This is a genomic window from Luteimonas campi, assembly GCF_051162505.1.
Taxonomy (GTDB): domain Bacteria; phylum Pseudomonadota; class Gammaproteobacteria; order Xanthomonadales; family Xanthomonadaceae; genus Luteimonas.
Window position 1 is genome coordinate 8,842 of the sequence record NZ_JBNWEM010000001.1, and the last position, 22,016, is coordinate 30,857.

A 22,016-nucleotide genomic window follows, 5' to 3' on the forward strand; every position below is an offset into this window, starting at 1 on the left:
GCGAATGTCCCCCGGCCTGCGCCGGTGGCGCAGGCCTCCTCCTTGATTTCGCTGCGAAGGCCCACTGACCCCGACAGGCTGTGCCTGGCCGGATTCGGGGGAAGCAGGCCGGGAAATGCAGGTAGGTCGATCGGAAGGAAGCAGGGCAGGAGATGCAGGTAGGTCGATCGGCCTCGCGTGTCGTGATCGACAGTAGTGGCGACGGCAATACGTCATGCGCAACGTCTTCGATGTGCTGCATAGCGATCTGATGGGCCTGCCGGGATCAGCTGGCGCCCGGATCTTTGCCCTCGCGCAAGAAGCCGAACGCAGCGGATTCTTCACAGAACCGGCGCTAGACTGCCCGCGCCCATACGGATCCTTTCCATGCGCCAGACTGCCGGCCGTCACGGCCTGACCCGTTCGATCCACGACCGCGTGCTGGCGGGGGTGATCGGCGGCATCGCCCGCCGCTATGGCTGGAGTCCGACCTTGCTGCGGATCCTGTACGTCGTGGGCTCGACCTTGTCTGTCGCGTTCCCCGGCATCCTGGTGTATCTGGTGCTGTGGCTGCTGATCCCGGAAGGCAACGATTGATCGAGCCGCGTGCCGCGCGCGACGCGGCGCCGCTATGGACAACGCTGGTGCTCGCGCTCGGCGTGCTGTGGACCTTGCCCAACTCCGTCCTCGGCCTGGCCGCCGGCGCCGCGGCGCTGCCGTTCGGCGCGCGTGCGCGGCTGAATCGTCGCGAGCGCGCGCTGGTGTTCCATCGCTGGCCCTGGGGGCCCGGTGGGGCCATGACCCTGGGCAACGTGATCCTGCACACCGGTGACAGCCTCGATGCCACCTGCACGACCTATGCGCATCGCGCCGGGCTGTGCAGCGAACCCGGGATCGTGCTGGGCAACCACGAACGCGCGCATGTGTACCAGTACATGACGCTCGGGCCGCTGTTCCTGCCGCTGTACCTGGTGTGCGGTGGCATCAGCGTGCGCAATCGTTTCGAGCGTGCCGCAGACCGTTACGCGCAGACGGGGCGCGGCTGGTGGCCGTGGCCGGCATGAGCGCGGCTGCCGACGAACGGTCGCGTGGTTTGACGGCGCGATAACGGCGCCCGCGCTACCTTGGGGCCGTCGAAGCAGACAGCGGAACGGCACCAGCCGGGATGCAACCGCTCCGACAAGGAAGGCTCAGCCGACCGGAACATTCCGGAAGACTGGGCCTTCTGCTTTTCGACCGGCCTGTGCCGCGCTCATTCGCCGGCGGGCCGTTCCCGACCGGTCGCATCTGCAGGCACGGCTCCGCCGTCTGCCTGCACGTTGCTGGCCCGCTCGAGGGTCGCGCGGCCATAGGGCGCGTCCAGTTCGCCGCCGGCGATCCAGTCGGCCACCAGCCGGAAATAGCCATCCGCATGGCGCAGCATCACCCGCTCGCCATCGCGCTCCTCGTACTCGAGCATGCCGTGGTCGGTGTCGGGAAACACGGCCAGGTCGATCGGGCGGCCCTTGGCCTGCAGTGCGCGGATACGGCGCAGCGTTTCCACGTTGGGCGCCTCGCGGTCCTCGGCCGCGACGACCCACAGCTGCGGCACGGCCAGGGACTGCAGCACGGGCAGGGGCTCGTAGTCCCAGCTGGTACCCAGGTCCCGTCGCGACGCCACGGCGCGCGCCGCCCATTGGGGGGCCCAGGACGGGAAGCGCAGGATCTGGCCGCTGTACTCGCCCTGGATCTCCTGGAACCAGGGGGCATCGCCGTACTTGTCCTGGACCGCCTGCAACTGCTCGAAGCCGCGGGTGAAGCGCGACGCCATCAGCGTGGCGGTGGCATCGGTGACCTCGCGCGCCTGCGCCAGCACGTCGTCCCCGTGGCCCTTGGCCCGCAGCTCGTCCATCACCTGTTCGCGGTCTTCGGCCAATGCGTTCTCGGCCAGGCCGAACAGCGCCACGGCATAGTCGGCGTCGCTGCGCGATGCGGCCAGCGGCGCGATCCAGCCGCCCTGGCTGGAGCCAACGAACCCCGCGCGGCCAAGACCGGGCGCCATGCGCCGCGCCTCGGCCAGCGCGGCGATCGCATCGCCGGCCAGTGCATGGAAATCCTGGGTGTATTCGCCTTCCGAACCGCCGGTACCGCGCTTGTCGTAGACGAAGACCGCCACGCCGCGCGCCGGCAGCAGGTACTGCAGGGGATAGCTGTCGACGCCCGAATAGCGTTCAGAACCGTGCACCAGCACCGTCAGCGGCACCTGGGCGTCGGCGCCTGCAGGCAGCAGCAGGCGGCCGCGCAACTGCAGTCCATCACTGACGAAGCGGGTGTCGGTGACCTGCAGCGGCAGGCGCTTCGCCGCACCTTCCGGGCCATCGGTCAGGGAGAACGTCGCGCGGCCGGCCGGGCAGGGTTCGAATCGTGCGCTGGCCATCTCCGGGCCCTGTTCGCGCCAGCCCTCGCGCGCGGTCAGGGTATCGCCGGGGGTCTTGCCTTCGACCTCGAGATTGCCGCTGCGTCCGTCCAGCAGCCGGTAGCGCAGCCCGCCGGTGACCGGGGTGATCGCCATCAGCGTGCCGTCCTCCAGCGCCCAGGCGCCCGCCTGGCAGGCGAAGGCCTCGTCGATGGGTGGTGGCTCGGAGCGGGAGCAGGCGCCGCCCAGCCACGCGATGCAGAGGGCAGCGACGTACACGGGCGCGGAAGCTTTCATGGCGTACCCTGCGTGCCGGGGGGGATTGGAGTCTAGCGGCCGTCGCAGCCGGGTGCTGCCAGCCGCTGTCCTGAAGGAGGCGGAGATGCAAGAAGGCCCGGTCCCTGCGGCGACGTCGCCCTGGTCGTTCTTCGTCCCGATCGCGCTGGCCGTCCTGGTGGGCGGTGTGATCGCCGGACTGATCCTGCGTGGCCTGGACGCCGCCCCCGACGACCGGGAAGCGTCGGCAGCGACCGCGTCGGCCAAGGCAGGCGCAGAGACCGCAACACATGAAGCCGGCCGGGCCGTGCCGAACACCGAAGCGGCGCCGGCGACGGAGACGGCTCCCGTGCCCGGAGCGCACCCGGTCGCGCAAAACCAGGCACAGCCGCCAGCCGATGCGGACGCACCGCCCGCGCTGCCGGGCGCCATGCTGGCCCGCCGCGACGGTGCACCGGCTGCCTGCATCCACGGCACCATCGCCCTGCGCGACGAGAACGGCTGGCAACAGCAGCTGGAGAACGATGCGCCGGTGGCCTGCGTGGAGGCGCCGGCGGCTGCGCCCTGAGGAGTGTCAGGAGTCCGGCGAGAGGGTGGCCATCGAGGTGCCGATTACCGTGCCGTCCGCCGCGTAACGCCGTTCGGCGAACACCACGCCGTCCGCTCCCACCAGGACCACGCTGCTGCAGCGGGTGCCGTAACGGGGATCGAGCACGAACGGCGGCGAGAGCATGCGCTCGAGATCGAGCCCCACGCCGGTGTCCGGAAGCGCGGCGTCGGGCGCGCGGGTGGTATCGCGCAACGCGGAGAACAGCGGCTCGATCGCGTCCACGCCCGGCCAAGCGGCCTCGGCCAGCGGCGAATCGAGCCAGGCCTGGAGGGCGCGCGTGGCGAACACGCTCTTGGGCCAGGCGGCATCGAAGGGGCCGTTGGACATCGCGTGCAGGCCGGGGGCCACCGGTCCTGCATCGAACGCCGGGTGGTTGCTGGCCCGGTACAGCTGGCGGCCGTCATGGACCAGCAGGTTGAAGCGCCCATACCGGCTCGCGGTGGCGCCCAATGCCGCGGAGAAGGCTGCGGCCTTGTCGTCGCCCCTGACGAAATCGCGCACCAGCCAGCCGCGCGAATGCGGCGCGACCTCGGTCGAGAGCCCGGCCCGCACGTTGGTCACCGCCGCCAGCCGTCCATCGCCGCGCGCCTGCAGCCAGCCGCCGCCCTGGACGAGGTCGCGGCCGCCGTACACTTCGGCCGCCTCGGGATCGTAGCCCGCGGGTGCGGCGGGCCGCGCATGCGCCTCGTCGCGGTTGGCGAGCAGGGCCAGCGTCCAGCGCGGGTGCGCGCGCCAGGCGATGGCGATCAGGCACATGCCGGGCCGTCTTCCGGAGCGGGCGAAAGTCCCGCGCAGCGGCGGCGGTGCCGCAGGTGCTCAGTGCGGCGCATCGCGGATCACCAGCAGGCGCGGCTCGGTCATGTCCTCGATCGCATACTTCACGCCTTCGCGGCCCAGGCCGGACTGCTTCACCCCGCCGTAGGGCATGTTGTCGACGCGGAAGCTGGGCACGTCGCCGACCACCACGCCACCGACGTCCAGCCGGTCCCAGGCGCGCATGGCGTGGTCGAGGCGGGCGGTGAACACCCCCGCCTGCAGCCCGAAGTCGCTGGCGTTGACGGTGTCGAGCGCGCTGTCGAAATCGTCGAAGGCCTGCAGGCAGGCCACCGGGCCGAACACTTCCTGGCGGTAGAGGTCGCTGTCGGCGGGTACGTGCTCCATCAGCGTGGCCGGCAGCATGTTGCCCTGGCGCGCGCCGCCGGCGAGCCGCTTTGCGCCGCCCTTGCGCGCGGCCTCCACCCAGCCCTCGATGCGCTTTGCCGCGGCCTCGTCGATCACCGGGCCGATGAAGGTGCCCTCGTCGCGCGGATTGCCCATGACCAGCTTGCCCACGCGCGCCTTGAGCTTGCGCCGCAGCGGCTCGTACAACTCGCGATGGGCCAGGATGTGCTGCACGCTGATGCAGCTCTGGCCCGACTGGTAGTAGGCGCCGAACACCAGGCGCTCGACCACCTCGTCCAGCGGCAGGCCCGGATCGGCATCGACGATGCAGGCCGCGTTGCCGCCCAGTTCCAGCGTGACCTTCTTGCGCCCGGCGCGGGACTTGAGCTCCCAGCCGACCAGGCCGCCGGTGAAGCTGAGCAGGGCGATGCGCTCGTCCTCGGTCAGCGCCGCGGCGTCCTCGTTGCTGCAGGCCAGGATCGAGAACGCGCCCTCGGGCAGGTCGGTCTCGGCCAGCACCTCGCCGATGATCAGCGCGCCCACCGGCGTCTTGGCGGCCGGCTTGAGCACGAAGGGGCAGCCGGCGGCGATCGCGGGCGCCACCTTGTGCGCAACCAGGTTGAGCGGAAAGTTGAACGGGGTGATGAAGCTGCACACGCCGATGGGCACGCGCTTGACCATGCCGCGGTAGCCGCGCGTGCGCTCGGAGATCTGCATCTCGATGCTCTCGCCTTCGATGCGGGTGGCTTCGCCGGCCGCGATGCGGAAGGTGTCGATCAGGCGCGTCACTTCGCCGCGCGCATCGCGGATCGGCTTGCCTGCCTCGATGCACAGTGCCCGCGCCAGTTCCTCGGCGCGCTCGCCGAAGCGGCGCACGCAGTGTTCGAGCACGTCGCGGCGGCGGTCGGGGGTGAACTCCGCCATCGGGCCGCGCGCGGCATGCGCGGCCGCGATGGCGCGGTCGACGGTGGCGGCATCGACGAAGGCCGTGCGGGTGGCCACCTCGCCGCTGTACTTGTCCAGCACCTCGAGGTCGGCGTTGGGCTGGATCGGCCGGTTGGCCAGGTAGCAGGGATAGCGCCGGGCGAGGGCGCCGGACTTGCCGCCGGGTTTGTTTCGGGTCATCGGGCACTCCGCAGGCAGGTCGGGACGGCAGGAACGCTCAGTCGACGGCCGCCGCCAGTTCGGGAATCTCGCGGTTGAGCAGGGCGTCGTCGCGTGCGTAGTCGACGGGCACCTCGATCAGGTCCACGCCCGGCCGCTCCAGCGCGGTGCGCAGCTGGGCTTCGAACTCCTCGACCGAACCCGCGCGGTGCCCGCGCGCGCCATAGCTTTCGGCATAGCGCACGAAATCCGGATTGCCGTAGTCCATGCCGTAGGCCGGATAACCGTCGTGCGCTTGCTTCCACTTGATCATGCCGTAGGCGTCGTCGCGCAGCACCAGCACCACCAGGTCGATGCCCAGCCGGACCGCCGTTTCCAGCTCCTGCGAGTTCATCATGAAGCCGCCGTCTCCGCAGACCGCCACTGCCCGGCTGCCGGGCCGGGCCAGTGCCGCCGCGATCGCCGAAGGCAGGCCGGCGCCCATCGTCGCCAGCGCATTGTCCAGCAGCAGGGTATTGGGCCGGCGGCAGCGCGCATGGCGCGCAAACCAGAGTTTGTACAGGCCGTTGTCCAGGCAGGTGATGTCGTCCGGTGCCAGCGCGCTAGCCAGCGATGCGACCAGGCGCGGCACCGCCATCGGGAAGCGTGCATCGTCCGCGAGCGCAGCCACGTTGCGGCACAGCGCCGCACGCACGCGGTCGAAGAAGGCGAAATCCCAGTGCGGCTGTGGTGCGAGGCGCTCGGCCAGCGCCCAGACCGAGTGGGCGATGTCGCCCACCACTTCGATCTGCGGGAAATACACCTGGTCGACCACCGCCGGCGAATAGTTCACGTGGATCACGGTGCGGCGGCCGCGGTGCATCGAGAACGGCGGCTTCTCGATCACGTCGTGGCCGATATTGATGATGCAGTCGGCGGCGTCGATCGCGCGGTGCACGAAATCGCCGTCCGACAGCGCCGCGGTGCCCAGCCACAGCGGGCCGGATTCGTCGAGCACGCCCTTGCCCATCTGGGTGGAGAAGAAGGGGATGCCGAGCTTGTCCACGAAGGCGTGCAGCATCTTGGAGGTGGTCTTGCGGTTGGCGCCGGCGCCGATCATCAGCAGCGGGCGGCGGGCGCGCGCGATCGCGTCGGCGGCCGCGGCCAGGGCCTTGTCCTCGGCGAGCGGGCGGCGGCTGTAGACCGGCGGCAGCACGATGGCGTCGGTGTCGTCGCCAGCGATGTCCTGCGGCAGCTCAAGGTGGGTGGCGCCGGGTCGCTCCTCGCGCGCCAGCCGCACCGCCTCGCGGACCTTGGCCGGAATCGCGTCCGCGCTCACCAGCTGGCGCGTGTACTTGGTCAGCGGCCGCATCATGTCGACCACATCGACGATCTGGAAATGACCCTGCCTGCTGCTGCGGATCGGCTTCTGGCCGGTGACCATCAGCATCGGCATCGCGCCGAGCTGGGCGTAGGCCGCCGCGGTGACGAGGTTGGTCGCACCGGGCCCGAGCGTGGCCAGGCTGACGCCCGGCTGGCCGGTGAGGCGCCCCCAGGTGGCCGCCATGAAACCGGCGGCCTGTTCGTGACGAGTCAGCACCAGGCGGATTCCGGAGCTGCGCAGCGACTCGAGCAGCGCCAGGGTTTCCTCGCCGGGAATGCCGAAGACATGGTCCACGCCCTCGGCCTGCAGCGCCTGGACGAAGAGATCGGAGGCCTTGGTCATGAGGCGAGTCTCACACGGATGGCGTTAGCGCGATGTCCCGCATGCGGGATGCTCCGGTGCGAGCGCGGTCCGCCGGAGTCGCCTGGCCCCGCGCCTCCCCGCATGCGGGCCCATGGCGTGGCGCACGCCTAGGGGTTCTCCGGCTTCGCACCGGCCTGCACGGCCTCCACGCGCAGGTCGAGGCGGCCGTCGGACACGCGCGCGGTCAGGCGATCGCCCTGCGACACGTCGCGGGTGTCGCGCACGACCTGGCCGTCTTCGCGATGCAGGATGCTGTAGCCGCGGGCGATGGTGGCCAGCGGACTCACCGCTTCCAGCGAGCGGGCCAGGCCGCGCAACTGCAGCGCATCGCGCTGCAGCCGCCGCGCGATGGCGGCCTGCAGGCGCGGCCGCGTATCGGCCAACTGCTGGCGCAACTGCTGCAGGCGGCGCTGCGGGCGCGTGGCCTGCAGCACCGCACGGGCATGGCGCAGGCTCGCTGCGTGCGCCTGCAGGCGCTGATGCAGGGCCGAGCGCAGCCGCCGCAGCGCCTCGTCGCGACGCCGCGCATGCGCCTGCAGGCGCGCCTCGGGGCGCTGCGCATTGAGCCGCAGCACGGCGCGATCGGCACGCTGGGCCAGCTGGCGCAGGTGGTTGGCCTGCAGCGCCGCGGCACGCCGATGCAGCCCGGCCAGGCGCTGGCCGAGGTCGATCCGGCTGGGCACCAGCAGTTCGGCCGCGGCCGAAGGCGTGGGCGCGCGCAGGTCGGCGGCGAAGTCCGAGAGGCTGAAGTCGGTCTCGTGGCCCACCGCGGAGATCACCGGCACCGGCGAGGCGGCGATCGCGCGCGCCAGCGCCTCATCGTTGAAGGCCCACAGATCCTCCAGCGAGCCGCCCCCGCGCGCCAGCAGGATGGCGTGGTGGTGCCCGGCGGCACCGGCGCGCCGCAGCATGGTCGTGATCTGCGCCGCGGCGGCTTCGCCCTGCACCGGGACCGGCAGCACGTCCACCTCGACCAGCGGGAAGCGGCGCGCCAGTACGCTCAGCACGTCGCGCACCGCCGCGCCGGAAGGCGAGGTGATCACCGCCAGGCGGCGCACGAAGGCGGGCAGGGGGCGCTTGCGCGATTCGTCGAACAGGCCTTCGGCCTGCAGCCGCGCCCGGAGTTCGTCGAAGGCGCGGCGCAGCGCGCCTTCGCCTGCTTCCTCCAGAGAATCCAGGATGAGCTGGTAGTCGCCGCGCGCCTCGTACAGGGTCAACCGTCCGCGTGCCAGCACCTTCAGGCCTTCCCGCGGCGCAAAACGAAGCCACTGGCTCTTGGGCTTGAACAGGGCGCAGCGCACCTGTGCGCGCGCGTCCTTGAGGGTGAAATACAGATGCCCGGAAGCCGGGCGCGACACATTGCCGAGTTCGCCTTCCACCAGCACCAGCGGGAACGCATCCTCGAGCAGGCTGCGGGCGAGGGTGTTGAGCTGGCTGGGGCTGAGGATCTCGCCGGTCGTCGCGTCGTTCATACCCGGCAGGATAGCCGCGGCGAGGCGTGCAGCCCATCACGCCACGGCCGGTTGCCACTGGATCGACAGCTCGCCGGCCCGCGCAATCCGCTGCAGGTGGCCGGAGAGAATCTCCTGGGACCGTACGCGATCCCGGGCGACGGGGCATGCCGGCGGTGATCGAAGGCCGGCCCCGTCCATCCGGTGCGGGCCGGGGCGTCGTCCAGTCGTGGCCAGGCGCTTGCCGCCGTTCGCCCGGGCGCGGCGAGTGGCGTTCACCGTGGTCGATCGACGCGGTCGTTCCCGAACCCGCTCGCTGCCCGCGGAATGACACCCGGGCGGCCTCTCAACGCCGATCCGCTGAGCCCAGACCGCCTGCTGCTGGCGGGGCCGCACGCCCTTCTGCAGCCGCCGTCACTGCAGCGGGCCGTTGCCGGACCGCCGCCATCTCAAGCGACAGGCGGCGCTCACGGGTTCACGGCTAAAATGCGCGCATGTCCGCCCAGCCCCAGCCGTTGCCGCCCTGCCACGCCGACCCGGCGCCCCCCGCCTTCGGTCCGCTGTCGCGACGGCCGACCCGGCAGGTGCGCATCGGCGGGGTGGCGGTGGGCGGCGACGCACCGGTGGTGGTGCAGTCGATGACCAATACCGACACCGCCGACGTGGCCTCGACCGCGAAGCAGGTGGGCGAACTATGGCGTGCGGGCTCGGAACTGGTGCGGATCACGGTCAACACCCATGAAGCCGCGGCCGCGGTGCCGCGTATCGTCGAGCGCCTGGCGATGCAGGGCATCGAGGTGCCGATCATCGGCGACTTCCACTACAACGGCCACCAGCTGCTCGAACGCGAGCCGGCCTGTGCGCAGGCACTGGCCAAGTACCGGATCAATCCGGGCAATGTCGGCTTCGGCAAGAAGCGCGACACCCAGTTCGCGCAGCTGATCGAGTTCGCGATCCGCCATGACAAGCCGGTGCGCATCGGCGCCAACTGGGGTTCGCTGGACCAGTCGCTGGCCGCGGCGCTGATGGACGAGAACGCGCAGCGCGCCGAACCCTGGGACGCGGGCCGCGTGCTGCGCGAGGCCCTGATCCGCTCGGCGGTCGACTCGGCCGAGCGCGCGGTCGAACTCGGGCTGGCGCGGGAGAAGATCGTGCTCAGCGCCAAGGTCAGCGGCGTGCAGGAGCTGGTCGCCGTCTATCGCGACCTGGCCCTTCGCAGCGATTTCGCCCTGCATCTCGGCCTGACCGAGGCGGGCATCGGCAGCAAGGGCATCGTCGCCTCCAGCGCCGCGCTGGGCGTGCTGCTGCAGGAAGGCATCGGCGACACGATCCGCATCTCGCTCACGCCGGAGCCGGGCGCGCCGCGGACCAACGAGGTGATCGTCGCGCAGGAGCTGCTGCAGACCATGGGGCTGCGCGCGTTCACGCCGATGGTCACCGCCTGCCCGGGCTGCGGTCGCACCACCTCCGAGTTCTTCCAGGAACTGGCCAAGGTGGTCCAGGAGCACGTGCGCGCGAAAATGCCGGAGTGGAAGATCACCCGCCCCGGCGCCGAGAACATGACCCTGGCGGTGATGGGCTGCGTGGTGAACGGGCCGGGCGAGTCGCGCCACGCCAACATCGGGATCTCGCTGCCCGGGACGGGCGAGGCGCCCTCGGCGCCGGTGTTCATCGACGGCCAGAAGGCCGTGACCCTGCGGGGCGAGCACATCGCCAGCGAATTCGTGGCGCTGGTGGACGATTACGTCGACCGCACCTGGGGCCGGGGCGCGGATGCCTGAGACGGGCTGGGGCAGGGACGCCGCAGCCGCCAGCAGCGGCTTCCTGCGTCGCCATGGCTTGCGGTTGGCGCTGCTGTTCGGTGGCGTGCTGCTGCCGTTCTGGGTGTTCCTGGAACTGGCCGACGAAGTGCACGAGGCCGAGGCGATCCCGTTCGACGAGCCGCTGCTGCTGTATGCGCAGTCGATCGCCAGCCAGAGCCTGGACCGGGTGTTCCTGTTCTTCTCCGAGATCGGCTACGCCTGGGGCGTGGTACCGGTCGACATCGGCCTGGTGCTGGTGCTGCTGGCGCGGCGACGCTGGCGGGAGGGCCTGTTCGCCGCCGTGGCGACGGGGGGATCCGCGCTGCTGAACATGGCCGCCAAGCGGCTGTTCTCGCGCGAGCGGCCGGCGCTGTGGGACTCGATCGCGCCCGAAGCGACCTTCAGCTTCCCCAGCGGCCACGCCATGGGGTCGATGACCCTGGCCCTGGTGCTGGTGCTGCTGGCCTGGCCGACGCGGCTGCGCTGGTGGGTGGCGGCGGCGATGCTGGTGTTCGTGCCGATGGTGGGGCTGTCGCGCGTCTACCTGGGCGTGCATTACCCGTCCGACATCCTCGCTGGCTGGGCCGCGGCCGCGCTGTGGACGGTGGGCGCCTGGCTGCTGCTGCACCGGGGCAACGCGCGCCATCCGTCCCCGCACTGAAGCGGGCGTCCGGCCGGGACGTCCCGCCCGACTTGCGCCCCGCGCCCGCTGGCGTAGAGTGCAGGCGTTGGGCACAGGGATGCGCAATCGGACAGGGGCGATTGTCGTGTGGATCTCGGGGCATCCGCTCCGGAAGGTCCGCACGGGCATGCGCCCCTGGATCCTTCGCAACAGCTTCGGCGGTGGTCCGGGCGGTTTGCGCGGGCCGGCCGTCGATTTCCGCGGGGTATCGACGTTTCCGGAGGCGGCATGGACAGCAGGGCGCGGTGGGGGTGGGTCGTAGGACTGTGTGTGGCTGGCGGGGCGGTCCTGGCCGCAGCCGCGACGGGAGAGGGACGCAGTACCGCACGTGCATGGCTGTCTGCCGTGCAGAACCAGGCGGCGGTGGTCACGACGGCTGCGGCATCGCTGACCGGCACGGGCGCGGTCGCGACCCGCGCCCGCGAGGACGACAGCGCCCGCGGCACCTACATCGTGATGTTGCGGGAACCGGCGGTCGCAGCCTACCGCGGCGGCATCGCCGGGATCGCGGCGGCGCCCATGCGGCGCGCAAAGGCCGCAGGCGTGCAGCGTCCCGACATGCGCAGCCCGCAGGCGCGCGAATACGCACGCTACCTGCAGGGCCGACAGGCGCAGGCCGAACGCGGCATGGCGCAGGCGATCGGTCGCCAGCCCCAGGTCTCGCAGCGTTTCCAGCATGCGATCAACGGCGTGGTCGTCGAACTGGGCGCGGCCGAGGCCGAGCGCGTGCGCGCGTTGCCCGATGTGCTGATGGTGGATGAGTATCGCGAATATCCGCTCGACACCGACACCGGCCCGGCGCTGATCGGCGCGCCGGCGGTGTGGGATGGCAGCGCCACCGGAGGCGCCGGCCAGCAGGGCGAGGGCATCGTGTTCGGTATCCTCGACTCGGGCATCAACTTCGGCAGCCCGTCGTTCGATGCGGTCGATCCGGTCGACGGCCACGTGCACGCCAATCCGCTCGGCGCCGGCAACTACCTGGGCAGCTGCGCGGCCGGCGGCATCGACGAAGGCCGCTGCAACGACAAGCTGATCGGCGGCTACGACTTCGTCTGCGCTGCACCCGGCAACACCTGCGGCGCGGCCAACATCCGCGAGGAACCCGGCTTCGGCGACAGCAACGGGCACGGCAGCCACGTCGCTTCGACCGCCGCCGGCAACCGGCGCGACGTCGAACTGCTGGGCAATGTGCGCCGCATCTCCGGCGTGGCCCCGCGCGCGAACATCGTGGCCTTCGACATCTGCTACACCAACACCGCAACTGGGCAGGGCCTATGCCCGAACGTCTCGGCGGTGGCGGCGGTCAACCAGGCGATCGCCGACGGCGTGGTCGACGTGATCAACTACTCGATCGGTGGCGGCGCCTCGCCGTGGAGCGAGGCGGTGTCGCTCGCCTTCCTCAACGCGGTCGAGGCGGGCATCTACATCGCGGCCTCGGCCGGCAACAGCGGCCCCGCGCCCAATACGCTCGGCCATGTCGAACCCTGGGTGTCGTCGACCGCCTCGGCCCAGCACGGCCGCGGCGACTTCGTGGTGGTGCTGCAGGTCACCGGCCCGCAGCCGGTGCCCGAGGCGCTGTCCACGATCGAGATGAGCCCCGGCAGCAACGGCGTCAGCCAGGAGGCCGCGATCCCCGGCGACACGCCGCTGGTGGTGAGCCCCGGCATCGATTCGCCCGACGATGCCTGCAACGCCTATCCGGCGGGCAGCTTCGCCGGCGCGATCGCCGTGGTCCGCCGCGGCAGCTGCTCCTTCAGCATCAAGGTCGACAACGCCGCCGCCGCGGGTGCGGTCGCGGTGGTGATCGCCAACAACGCCGCCGGCGGCATCATCCCCTCGGTCCCCGCGACCACGGTGCCGGCCTTCGGCATCCTCCAGGAAGACGGCGACGCGCTGCGCGATTTCGCCGCCGGCAATGAAGCGGTCACCGCCGGCGTGCCGTATCCGGCGATCGTGCTGGAGAACCAGCCCGACGTGCTGGCCGCGTCCAGCTCGCGCGGGCCGGCCGGCAGCTTCGACCTGCTCAAGCCGGACGTGACCGCCCCGGGCGTGCGCATCCTGGCGGCGGTCGCGGGCACCACCATCACCGGCTTCGAGAACGACGTCGGCCTGTACAACGGCACCTCGATGGCCTCGCCGCACCAGGCGGGCTCGGCTGGCCTGGTGCGCCAGGTGCGTCCGGGCTGGACGCCGCCGGAGATCAAGTCGGCGCTGGCGATGACGGCCGACCGTACCGTGCTGCTGGAAGACGGCACGACTCCGGCCAATCCGCATGCCGGCGGTTCGGGCCGGATCCGGGTGGACCGCGCGGTCGCCGCCGGCCTGGTGCTGCACGAAACCGCTGCCAACTACAGCGCCGCCAATCCCGCCACCGGCGGCGATCCGGCCACGCTCAACCAGCCGAACATGATCCGCCGCAACTGCGCGCCGCAGTGCGTGTTCGTGCGTACTTTCCGCAACACGCTCGGCGTGGCGCAGGGCTATCGCGCGCAGCTCCAGGGCCTGCCCGGGCGGGTGACCCCGGCCAACCTGAAAGTGCCGGCGGGTGGCACCGTCTCGGTGCGGGTGCTGGTGGACGGGGCCGCGCTGCCGGCGGACGGCAGCTGGAACTTCGGTGAGCTGGTGCTCAGCCCCGTCGGCGGAGGCAATGCGCCGCCGCCGGCCCTGCACCTGCCGATCGCGGTGGTGGTGCCGCCGCCGGTGATCCAGCTGCCCGATCTGGTGTCGGCGGCCCTGCAGTCCGGGCGCAGCGGACGCGCCACGACCACGGTCGCCAACGCCGGTGGCTCGCCGCTCAGCTACAGCTTCGACAACAGCGGTTCGGGCCTGGCCACGCTGGCCAACGCCCTCGGGCAGAACGCGACCACGGGCTATCGCGCCACCCGCTACGGGGATCCGGCGGTCGCCGGTTTCGCCGCGCAGTTCAGCGCCGACGACTTCAGCCTGGCCGCACAGACCCGGCTCGTGTCGCTGCGTGCCGAGGGCTTCGTGGTCAGCGGCTCGGCGCTGGCCGCGGTCTCGCCGACGCTGACCTGGGCGATCTACCCCGATGCCGGCGGCCTGCCCGCCGGCGATCCGCTGCGCTCGCCGGGTGCGGCGGTGTGGACGCATACGGCGGCCGCCACCGCGCCGGGCGTGGATACCACCGGGGCAGCGATCACGCTCGACCTGGCGGCGGCCGGCATCGCCGCCGACCTCGCGCCGGGCCGCTACTGGCTGGTCGTGCACACCAACGCAACCTTCGCCAACCGCTGGGCCTGGTATGCCTCGTCCACGCTCGGCAATGGCGGCTTCGCCGGGCTCAATGTGTCCACCGCCGGCGCCGGCACCTGGACGGCGAACACCGCCGCGCCAGGGCTTGCGATGCGCGTAGTCGGCGAGGTCGCCTGTGGCGCGCCGTGGATGGGTGCGGTCACGCCGCCGATGGGCACGCTGGCCGCCGGGGCCTCGCGCGCGTCGAACATCCAGCTGAGCGCGGCGGGCTTGCCCGCGGGCGTGCGCGACGCGTTCTACTGCGTGGGCAGCAACGATCCGGTGACGCCCAAGCGCGCGGGTGCGATCCGGCTCACGGTCACGCCGTAGCGGCATCGCGGATGGTGAAGGGCGGAGGGCCGGGCAACCGGCCCTTCGCATGTCCGGGGGGCGACTGGATGGCCCGTCGGGACCCGCGCAAGGGCGCGATCGGTCGTGCAAGCGGGCTCAGGCCTTGGCGTGCACCCGATTGCGGCCCTCGTGCTTTGCGCGGTAGAGCGCGGCGTCCGCCGCCGCCAGCAGCTGCGAGCGGCTGGTGTCGGGCGCCTGTAGCGGCGCCACGCCCACGCTGACGGTGATCTGCCGCGGCGTGCCGCCGGGCGAGAAGATCGTGGCGGCGATGGCCTCGCGCAGCCGCTCTGCGAAGACCACCGCACCGGCGGCGCCACCTTCGGGCAACAGCACCGCGAACTCCTCGCCGCCGATGCGTGCGGCGATGTCGTCGCCGCGCAGGTGCTGGCGCAGCACGGCGGCCATCCGGCGCAGGACCTCGTCGCCGGCGATGTGGCCGAACGTGTCGTTGACCGGCTTGAACAGGTCGACGTCGAGGATGCACAGGGCCAGATCGCGGCCGTGGCGCAGGGCGCGGGCGATCTCCCGGTCCAGCACGTCCATGAAATGGCGCCGGTTGTACAGCCCGGTCAGCGCATCGTGCGTGGCGAGCTGGTAGATCTCTTCGTGGTAGCGGGCTTCGACGCTGGTCTGGCCGATGAACTTGAGCAGGCTCTCGCCGACCAGGATGTGGTCGCCGTCGGCCAGCGTCGCTTCTTGCACCGGTACGTCGTTGACCCGGGTGGGGTTGGTGGCGCCCAGGTCGCGGATGCGGAAAGTGTCGTGGTCGAGCCAGATGCGGCAGTGCTCGCGCGACACGCTCCTGTGGGCGATCACCAGGTCGGCCTCCTGCGTGCGGCCCACCAGCACCGGAGCGGTGCCGACATCGACCCGCGCGCCCAGCCCTTCTCCCAGGATCACCACCAGGCAGGCCGGGCGCGGCGAGGGCTGGTCGGGTCCCGTGCTGAGCACGGTGCGCTGGGTGGTGTGGGCCGGGTCGTCGTGGCTGGACATGGCGGCGCGGGCTGGCGGCCTTCCAGTGTAACCGTGCGCGGTGGCGTGACGCTTCCGCTACCATGCCCGCCGCGATGCGCCGACAGGGGGGCGCCATGACGACTCCGCCGGATCCCGATCCCGATCGCACCGAACTGCTCGCCACCCGTGCGCCGGGAGACGCCCCGATCCAGGACGGCGACCTGCCGCGCGGCACGCGCCTGGGGCGTTACCGGATCGAGTCGCTGCTTGGCCGCGGCGGGATGGGCGAGGTCTATCGTGCCGAGCAGCTCGAACCGGTGCGCCGGACGGTGGCGCTGAAGCTGCTGCGCGGCCAGGCCCTCGATGCGAGGCGCAAGGCGCATTTCGAAATCGAGCGGCAGGTGCTGGCGCAGATGCGTCATCCCGCGATCGCCCAGATCCACGATGCGGACACCACGCCGGACGGCCATCCGTTCTTCGCCATGGAATTCATCGACGGGCAGCCGATCACCACGTTCTGCGAGTCGCGCGCGCTGCCGCTGGCCGAGCGCCTGCGCCTGTTCATCGAGGTGTGCGAGGGCGTGCAGCACGCGCACCAGAAAGGCGTGATCCACCGCGACCTCAAGCCGGGCAACCTGCTGGTCGACGACAGCGAAGGCCGGGCACGGCCCAGGATCATCGATTTCGGCATCGCGACCGCTGCCGAGCGTGCCGGCACGCGCGAGATCGCGGGCACGCCCGACTACATGAGTCCCGAGCAGGCGGGCGGCGACCAGGCCCTGCTGGACACGCGCAGCGACGTGTACTCGCTGGGCGTGGTGCTGAGCGAACTGCTGACCGGGCGGCGGCCGCTGGCCCGCGGCGAGACGCATACCGCCGACGGGCAGACCCTGCGCCTGCCGTCGGCGCAGCTGCGCACGCTCGCGCCAGGCGAGGCCGAACGGATCGCCCAGGGCCATGGCCAGCGCCTGCCTGCGCTGCGCAGGGCGCTCAGGAGCGAGCTGGACTGGGTGGTGGCGCGGGCCATGCAGCACGATCGCAACCGGCGCTATCCCTCCGCTGCGGCGCTGGCCGAGGACCTGCGCCGTTTCCTCGACGGGCTGCCGCTGCTGGCGGTACCGCCAGGGCGCGGCTATGTCTGGCGCAAGTTCGCGCTGCGCCATCGCGCCGGCATTGCCGCCGCGGCCGTGGCCCTGTGCGCGCTGCTGGGCGGGCTGGCCCTGTCGCTGCACGGGATGATGGAGGCCCGGGCGCAGCGGGCGCTGGCCGAACAGCGCAGCGGACAGCTCGAGCGGGTCGCCGCCTTCCAGCAGTCGATGCTCGAGGAGATCGACGTCGAGGGCATGGGGCTGCGCCTGGGCCAGGGCCTGCGCCAGCAGGTGGTGCGTCGCGCGCCGCAGATGGCGGGGTCGATGGAACAGTTGCTGGCCAAGGTGAGCACGGCCGACCTTGCGCGCTCGCTGATGGAGACCGGCGTGCTTGCGCGCGCCGAGCAGGCGATCGAACGCGACTTCGCCGACCAGCCTGCGCTCGCGGCCGACCTGCGCGAAGCCTCGGGGCGCGTGCACGAGGCGCTGGGATCGTATGCCGAGGCCGAGCGCGCCCAGGCGGCGGTGATGGACTGGCGGATGTCGGCGCTGGGCCCGCGCGATCCGGCCACGCTGCGTGCGCGCCATGCCCGCGCCGAGGCCCTGCGCCAGCTCTCGCGCTACGACGCCTCGCGGGCGCTGCTGGAATCCGCGCGCGCCGATGCGGCGGGCCTGCCCGCCGGCGACGAGACGCGGGCCCTGATCGAGTACGAACTGTCGGAAGTGCAGGGGCTGCAGGGCGACCTGGCGGGCGCGGTCGCGGCCAGGCGCGCGCTGCTCGAGCGACTGCAGTCCGCGTCTGCCGAGGAGCGGCTGATCCTGCGGGTGCAGTCGGGGCTGGCGACGCAGATGGCGCGCATGGGTGAGCTGTCCGAGGCCAGGGCGCTGCTGGAAGAGGTGCTGGCCGCGCGCCGCCGGGTGCTGGGCGACGAGCACGCCGGCACCGTGGCGAGCATGAGCGCGCTGGCGACTACGATGGCGATGCAGGGCGACCTCGTTCCGGCGGTGGACCTGCAGCGCACGGTGGCGGAGGTGCAGGCGCGGCGGCTGGGCAGCGAGCATCCGGATACGCTGGCCGCGCGCGGCAACCTCGCCAACATGCTCAGCGACCGCGGCGATACCGCCGAAGCGGTCGGCGAAGCGGCGGCGGTGGCCGAGGCGCGACGGCGCGTGCTCGGCGACGAACATCCGATGACGCTGCGCGGCCTGCTCAATTTGGCGAGCCTGCGCGCGCGGCTCGACGATTTCGAGGCGGCGCTGCCGCTGGAGGAACAGGTGCTGCAGGCGCGGATCCGGCTGCTCGGCGAGGATCATCCGGACACGCTGTTCGTCGCGCTCAACCACGCCATGACCCTGACCCGGGCTGGCGAACTGGTGCGCGCGCAGGCGCTGTTCGCCGACACGATGCCGCGCGCGCTGGCGGTGCTGGGCACCAGGCATCCGCAGTACCAGCTGGGCATGGTGGCCTGGAGCCATGCGCTGCGCGATGCGGGCGACCTGGCCGGTGCGGTCGACCAGCTGCGCGCGGCGCTCGCGCTGCGCGAGCAGTTCCAGCCGGCCGGTTCGCACCAGGTGGTCGACACCGCCTGGACCCTGATCGGGGTGCTGCGCGACACCGGCGCCCCGGGCAGGGCCGAGGCGGACGCGCTGCAGGCACGCCTGGTCGATCCTTTGCTTGCCGCCCCGCAGGACAGCCTGGATCCGCGAATGCAGAGCCTGCGCGAGGCGATCGCCGACAGCCTGGCGGGCGCCGCAGGCGCGCCTGCGCAACGCCGCTGAGGCGCAGCCATCATTCGCCCGGCTTGGCGGCCTCGACCGGCGCCTGCGTCGCGGCGCGGCGCAGCAGCATCGCCTCGCGATGCGCGATATAGCCGTTGGCGGCCAGCACGATGGCCGCCCCCATCACGGTCCAGGCGTCGATGGTTTCGCCGAACAGCCACCAGCCGAACACCACCAGCACCGGCAGCTGCACGAAGCTGATCGGCTGCAGCGCCGAGACCTCGCCCAGGGCGATCGCGCGGGTCCATAGCAGCTGGCCGAAGGTGCCCATCACCCCGGTTGCCACCAGCCACAGCCAGCCCATCGGCGTGGGCCAGACCCACTGCAGCAGCGCCGGCACCAGCGACATCGGCACCCAGAACACGTAGGTGTAGAACACCACCGTATCGGGCGAATCGAAGCGCGAGAGCTGCTTGATCTGGATCGCCACGATGCCGGCGAACAGCGCGCCCAGCAGGGCCACGATCATCCCGGGGGTGAAGCCCGTGCCCGGGCGCAGGATCACCAGCACGCCGAGGAAGCCGGCCGCCACCGCCATCCAGCGGCGGATGCGCACGCGCTCGCCCAGCCAAAGGGCCGCGCCGATGGTCACGAACAGGGGCGTGGCGTAGGAAAGCGAGATCGCCTGCGCCAGCGGCAGGTGGCCCACCGCCCAGAAGCCGCAGAGCATCGCCGCCAGGCCGACCGTGGTGCGCGCGAGGTAGCGGCCCGGATGACGGGTGCGCGGCACACCCGCGCCGCGGCGCAGGACCAGCGGCAACAGGGTGAGCAGGCCGAACAGGTTGCGGAAGAAGGCGATCTCGGTGGTGGGGATGGTCTGCGTGGCATAGCGGATGGTCAGCGCCATCACCGCGAACGCCATCGTGCTGCCGAGCATCAGCAAGGCGGCGCGTGCGTACACCGACTGCGGCCACCAGCGCGGGCGCGACAGGTTCACCAGCGTGCGCCCACGATCCGTGGCTCGGGTTCCAGGGCGACACCGAAACGCGCCTGCACCGAACTGGCGATGCGTCGCGCCAGCGCGAGCAGCTGCGCGCCGCTTGCGGCGCCGTGGTTGACCAGGACCAGGGCATGCGCGGGGGAGACGCCGGCATCGCCGTCGCGCGCACCCTTCCAGCCGCAGGCTTCGATCAGCCAGGCCGCGGCCAGCTTGCGGCTGCCGGGGTCCGCAGCGGGGAACACCGGCATGCCCGGATGCGCATCGGACAAGGCCGCTGCCTGCGTCCGGGGCACGATCGGGTTCTTGAAGAAGCTGCCGGCGTTGCCGATGACGGCCGGGTCGGGGAGCTTGCGGCTGCGGATCGCGCACACCGCATCGAACACCTGTCGCGGGGTGGGTGAGTCGATGCCGGCCTTTGCCAGTTCTTCGGCCACCCCGGCGTAGCCGGTGCGCACCGCGGCTTCGCGCGGCAGGCGGAATTCAACCGCGGTCACCACGTGGCGGCCGGGCTCGCGCTTGAACAGGCTGTCGCGGTAGCCGAAGCCGCAGTCCCCGCGCGACAGGCGCACGAAGCGGCCCCTCTCGGGTTCGAAGGCCTCGACCGTGTGCACGGCGTCGCCCACCTCCACGCCGTAGGCACCGATGTTCTGGATCGGGGCGGCGCCGACCGTGCCCGGGATCAGGGCCAGGTTCTCCAGGCCGCACAGGCCAAGTTCCAGCGTCGCACGCACGAACCCGTGCCACTGCACGCCGGCGCCTGCGCGCACGATCGCGCAGTCGCCATCGTCCTCGCGCACTTCCACGGCCTCGCCGCGCAACGCCAGCACCGGCTCGTCGAAGTCGCCCGCGAACAGCAGGTTGCTGCCGCCGCCCAGCACCAGCGGCGGCTTCGCGGGCGATACGTGCCTGGCGAACACCTCGGGCAGGGTGGCTGGATCGTCGACCTCGAGCAGCAGCGGCGCGCGCGCGCCCACGCCGAAGCTGTTGCGCGCGCGCAGGTCGGCGCCTTCGACGATCCGGTAACCGGCACTCATCGCGGGCTCACAGGCTGGGCAGGTTGCCGCGGCTGGGCGCTTCCTTGCGCCGGCGGATCGCCTCGACGCATTCGCCGATCAGCGCCGGGCCCCGATAGATGAGTCCGGTATAGACCTGCACCAGCGAGGCGCCGGCAGCCATCTTCTTCACCGCGTCGGCACCGGACAGGATGCCGCCCACGCCCACCAGCGGGATGGCCTCGGGCAGGCGCGTGCGCAGCATGCGCAGCACGGCGGTGGATTTGTTCATGAGCGGCTCGCCGGACAACCCGCCGGTCTCGCGCGAAAGCGGATCGTCCTGCACGCTGATCCGCGAGACGGTGGTGTTGGTCGCGATCACGCCGTCCACCTGCAGGTCGCCGAGCACCCGCGCGCAGGCGTGCACGTCCTCGTCGGAGAGGTCGGGCGCGATCTTGACCAGCATCGGCACGCGCCTGCCGTGCTGCGCGCCCAGCCGCTCCTGCGCCTCGCGCAGGTTCGACACCAGCCGCCGCAGCGCCTGCTCTTCCTGCAGTTCGCGCAGTCCGGCGGTGTTGGGCGAGGAGATGTTGACGGTGATGTAGTCGGCGAGCGGATACACGCGCTCGAGGCAGTGCAGGTAGTCGCGCTCGGCGTCCTCGTTGGGCGTGTCCTTGTTCTTGCCGATGTTGATGCCCAGCGGCCCGGTGCGGCGCTGCGCGCGCTCGACATTGCGCACCAGCGCGTCCACGCCTTCGTTGTTGAAGCCCAGGCGGTTGATCAGGGCCTTGTGGCGGGGCAGCCGGAACATGCGCGGCGCGGGATTGCCCGGCTGCGGGCGCGGCGTGATCGTGCCGATCTCGACGAAACCGAAGCCCAGCCCGAACAGCGCGTCGATGTGCGCGCCGTTCTTGTCCAGGCCGGCCGCCAGGCCGACCGGGTTGGGGAAGGTGAGCCCCAGCAGCCGGGTCGGGAACGGCCTTGGCCGCGCGCCCAGCAGGGCGCCCAGGTGCAGGCGCTGCAGCGTATCCAGGCCACCCAGGCCAAGCAGGTGCGCGCGCTCGGCGTCGAGGCCGAACAGGAGCGGGCGGAGCAGGCCGTACATGTCAGCTGGCGAGCCCCAGCCAGATCAGGCCACCGAAGAACACCAGGGCCAGGAAGATGCCGATCGTGCCGAGCACCAGCATCGTGTAGCCCAGGATCAGGCCGGCCAGCGCCAGGCCGTCGCCTTCCATGCGTTCGGGCGCGCGCCGGATCTCGCCGCGCGCCATGTGGCCGGTGATGATCGCCACGATGCTGCCGATCAGCGGCAGCAGGGTCCAGCCCAGGATGCCCGAGACCAGGCTGACGATGGCGAGCGAACTGGTCTGGCGGGGTGCAACGGTCATTCTCCGGTCTCCGGATCTTGGGAGCGCGGCGTCGCGCCGGTCCGTGGATGCAGCGCGCCGGTCCGGCCGGCACGGCGCGCTGCGGG

General features: G+C 71.8%; 17 protein-coding genes. 7 read left to right on the forward strand and 10 right to left on the reverse strand.

Going from position 1 to position 22,016, the window contains the following annotated elements; translation table 11 throughout:
• Positions 1-366 precede the first annotated feature (366 nt).
• Both ACQYVW_RS00040 and ACQYVW_RS00045 read left to right on the forward strand, forming a co-directional pair.
• On the forward strand, positions 367-576 hold the full coding sequence (locus ACQYVW_RS00040) for a PspC domain-containing protein (protein WP_434945623.1): 210 nt from the start codon (positions 367-369) through the stop codon (positions 574-576).
• Positions 576-1,043: a hypothetical protein gene (locus ACQYVW_RS00045; protein ID WP_434946238.1), complete on the forward strand. Its 468-nt coding sequence runs from the start codon at positions 576-578 to the stop codon at positions 1,041-1,043. The genes ACQYVW_RS00040 and ACQYVW_RS00045 overlap by 1 nt, the downstream gene beginning before the upstream one ends.
• 188 nt (positions 1,044-1,231) lie before the next feature.
• On the opposite strand, the gene ACQYVW_RS00050 is transcribed toward ACQYVW_RS00045, so the two are convergent.
• The gene (locus ACQYVW_RS00050) at positions 1,232-2,671 is read right to left on the reverse strand and encodes an alpha/beta hydrolase family protein (protein ID WP_434945624.1); all 1,440 of its coding nucleotides are present in this window, start codon (positions 2,669-2,671) and stop codon (positions 1,232-1,234) included.
• On the opposite strand from ACQYVW_RS00050, the gene ACQYVW_RS00055 reads away from it, so the two are divergent.
• Complete coding sequence (locus ACQYVW_RS00055) at positions 2,670-3,218, forward strand: hypothetical protein (protein WP_434945625.1); 549 nt, start codon at positions 2,670-2,672, stop codon at positions 3,216-3,218. The two genes, ACQYVW_RS00050 and ACQYVW_RS00055, sit on opposite strands and share 2 nt — an antisense overlap.
• Positions 3,219-3,224: 6 nt before the next feature.
• On the opposite strand, the gene ACQYVW_RS00060 is transcribed toward ACQYVW_RS00055, so the two are convergent.
• The 4 genes from ACQYVW_RS00060 to xseA form a co-directional block, all read right to left on the reverse strand.
• Positions 3,225-4,016: an NRDE family protein gene (locus tag ACQYVW_RS00060; RefSeq protein ID WP_434945626.1), complete on the reverse strand. Its 792-nt coding sequence runs from the start codon at positions 4,014-4,016 to the stop codon at positions 3,225-3,227.
• Between the two features lie 60 nt (positions 4,017-4,076).
• Positions 4,077-5,546 carry an aldehyde dehydrogenase family protein gene (locus tag ACQYVW_RS00065; RefSeq protein WP_434945627.1) on the reverse strand — a complete coding sequence of 490 codons (1,470 nt, stop codon included), beginning with the start codon at positions 5,544-5,546 and terminating at the stop codon, positions 4,077-4,079.
• Between the two features lie 37 nt (positions 5,547-5,583).
• Positions 5,584-7,230 carry an acetolactate synthase large subunit gene (locus ACQYVW_RS00070; protein WP_434945628.1) on the reverse strand — a complete coding sequence of 549 codons (1,647 nt, stop codon included), beginning with the start codon at positions 7,228-7,230 and terminating at the stop codon, positions 5,584-5,586.
• Positions 7,231-7,358: 128 nt separating this feature from the next.
• Positions 7,359-8,723 (reverse strand): exodeoxyribonuclease VII large subunit, encoded by a 1,365-nt coding sequence (xseA, locus tag ACQYVW_RS00075; protein WP_434945629.1) that lies wholly within the window; start codon positions 8,721-8,723, stop codon positions 7,359-7,361.
• Between the two features lie 473 nt (positions 8,724-9,196).
• On the opposite strand from xseA, the gene ispG reads away from it, so the two are divergent.
• From ispG to ACQYVW_RS00090, 3 genes are all read left to right on the forward strand, one after another.
• Complete coding sequence (gene ispG, locus ACQYVW_RS00080) at positions 9,197-10,483, forward strand: flavodoxin-dependent (E)-4-hydroxy-3-methylbut-2-enyl-diphosphate synthase (protein WP_434945630.1); 1,287 nt, start codon at positions 9,197-9,199, stop codon at positions 10,481-10,483.
• A complete protein-coding gene (locus ACQYVW_RS00085; protein WP_434945631.1) occupies positions 10,476-11,165 on the forward strand; it encodes a phosphatase PAP2 family protein in 690 nt (229 codons plus the stop codon). Before ispG ends, ACQYVW_RS00085 begins: the two co-directional genes overlap by 8 nt.
• 249 nt (positions 11,166-11,414) lie before the next feature.
• Positions 11,415-14,768 (forward strand): S8 family serine peptidase, encoded by a 3,354-nt coding sequence (locus tag ACQYVW_RS00090; protein ID WP_434945632.1) that lies wholly within the window; start codon positions 11,415-11,417, stop codon positions 14,766-14,768.
• Between the two features lie 117 nt (positions 14,769-14,885).
• On the opposite strand, the gene ACQYVW_RS00095 is transcribed toward ACQYVW_RS00090, so the two are convergent.
• Positions 14,886-15,782, reverse strand: a complete 897-nt coding sequence (locus tag ACQYVW_RS00095) for a GGDEF domain-containing protein (protein ID WP_434945633.1) — start codon at positions 15,780-15,782, stop codon at positions 14,886-14,888.
• Positions 15,783-15,877: 95 nt separating this feature from the next.
• On the opposite strand from ACQYVW_RS00095, the gene ACQYVW_RS00100 reads away from it, so the two are divergent.
• A complete protein-coding gene (locus tag ACQYVW_RS00100; protein ID WP_434945634.1) occupies positions 15,878-18,610 on the forward strand; it encodes a serine/threonine-protein kinase in 2,733 nt (910 codons plus the stop codon).
• Positions 18,611-18,620: 10 nt separating this feature from the next.
• Here ACQYVW_RS00100 and ACQYVW_RS00105 read toward each other — a convergent pair whose 3' ends face one another.
• The 4 genes from ACQYVW_RS00105 to ACQYVW_RS00120 are packed head-to-tail and all read right to left on the reverse strand — an operon-like array spanning position 18,621 to position 21,930.
• The gene (locus ACQYVW_RS00105; RefSeq protein ID WP_434946239.1) at positions 18,621-19,487 is read right to left on the reverse strand and encodes a DMT family transporter; all 867 of its coding nucleotides are present in this window, start codon (positions 19,485-19,487) and stop codon (positions 18,621-18,623) included.
• 56 nt (positions 19,488-19,543) lie between these two features.
• A complete protein-coding gene (gene murB, locus ACQYVW_RS00110; protein WP_434945635.1) occupies positions 19,544-20,584 on the reverse strand; it encodes a UDP-N-acetylmuramate dehydrogenase in 1,041 nt (346 codons plus the stop codon).
• Between the two features lie 7 nt (positions 20,585-20,591).
• The gene (locus ACQYVW_RS00115) at positions 20,592-21,647 is read right to left on the reverse strand and encodes a quinone-dependent dihydroorotate dehydrogenase (protein WP_434945636.1); all 1,056 of its coding nucleotides are present in this window, start codon (positions 21,645-21,647) and stop codon (positions 20,592-20,594) included.
• A gap of 1 nt (position 21,648) precedes the next feature.
• Positions 21,649-21,930 (reverse strand): DUF4190 domain-containing protein, encoded by a 282-nt coding sequence (locus ACQYVW_RS00120; protein WP_434935008.1) that lies wholly within the window; start codon positions 21,928-21,930, stop codon positions 21,649-21,651.
• Between the last annotated feature and the right edge of the window lie 86 nt (positions 21,931-22,016).

What these genes read in the sequence shown, in the direction of transcription:
- ACQYVW_RS00065 (WP_434945627.1), bottom strand. Translation starts at nt 5,546, where the DNA reads ATGACCCGAAACAAACCCGGCGGCAAGTCCGGCGCCCTCGCCCGGCGC.
- ACQYVW_RS00055 (WP_434945625.1), top strand. Translation starts at nt 2,670, where the DNA reads ATGGCGTACCCTGCGTGCCGGGGGGGATTGGAGTCTAGCGGCCGTCGC.
- ACQYVW_RS00120 (WP_434935008.1), bottom strand. Translation starts at nt 21,930, where the DNA reads ATGACCGTTGCACCCCGCCAGACCAGTTCGCTCGCCATCGTCAGCCTG.
- ACQYVW_RS00115 (WP_434945636.1), bottom strand. Translation starts at nt 21,647, where the DNA reads ATGTACGGCCTGCTCCGCCCGCTCCTGTTCGGCCTCGACGCCGAGCGC.
- ACQYVW_RS00040 (WP_434945623.1), top strand. Translation starts at nt 367, where the DNA reads ATGCGCCAGACTGCCGGCCGTCACGGCCTGACCCGTTCGATCCACGAC.
- xseA (WP_434945629.1), bottom strand. Translation starts at nt 8,723, where the DNA reads ATGAACGACGCGACGACCGGCGAGATCCTCAGCCCCAGCCAGCTCAAC.
- ACQYVW_RS00050 (WP_434945624.1), bottom strand. Translation starts at nt 2,671, where the DNA reads ATGAAAGCTTCCGCGCCCGTGTACGTCGCTGCCCTCTGCATCGCGTGG.
- ACQYVW_RS00085 (WP_434945631.1), top strand. Translation starts at nt 10,476, where the DNA reads ATGCCTGAGACGGGCTGGGGCAGGGACGCCGCAGCCGCCAGCAGCGGC.
- ACQYVW_RS00095 (WP_434945633.1), bottom strand. Translation starts at nt 15,782, where the DNA reads ATGTCCAGCCACGACGACCCGGCCCACACCACCCAGCGCACCGTGCTC.
- ACQYVW_RS00060 (WP_434945626.1), bottom strand. Translation starts at nt 4,016, where the DNA reads ATGTGCCTGATCGCCATCGCCTGGCGCGCGCACCCGCGCTGGACGCTG.
- ACQYVW_RS00100 (WP_434945634.1), top strand. Translation starts at nt 15,878, where the DNA reads ATGACGACTCCGCCGGATCCCGATCCCGATCGCACCGAACTGCTCGCC.
- ACQYVW_RS00105 (WP_434946239.1), bottom strand. Translation starts at nt 19,487, where the DNA reads ATGCTCGGCAGCACGATGGCGTTCGCGGTGATGGCGCTGACCATCCGC.
- ACQYVW_RS00070 (WP_434945628.1), bottom strand. Translation starts at nt 7,230, where the DNA reads ATGACCAAGGCCTCCGATCTCTTCGTCCAGGCGCTGCAGGCCGAGGGC.
- murB (WP_434945635.1), bottom strand. Translation starts at nt 20,584, where the DNA reads ATGAGTGCCGGTTACCGGATCGTCGAAGGCGCCGACCTGCGCGCGCGC.
- ACQYVW_RS00090 (WP_434945632.1), top strand. Translation starts at nt 11,415, where the DNA reads ATGGACAGCAGGGCGCGGTGGGGGTGGGTCGTAGGACTGTGTGTGGCT.
- ispG (WP_434945630.1), top strand. Translation starts at nt 9,197, where the DNA reads ATGTCCGCCCAGCCCCAGCCGTTGCCGCCCTGCCACGCCGACCCGGCG.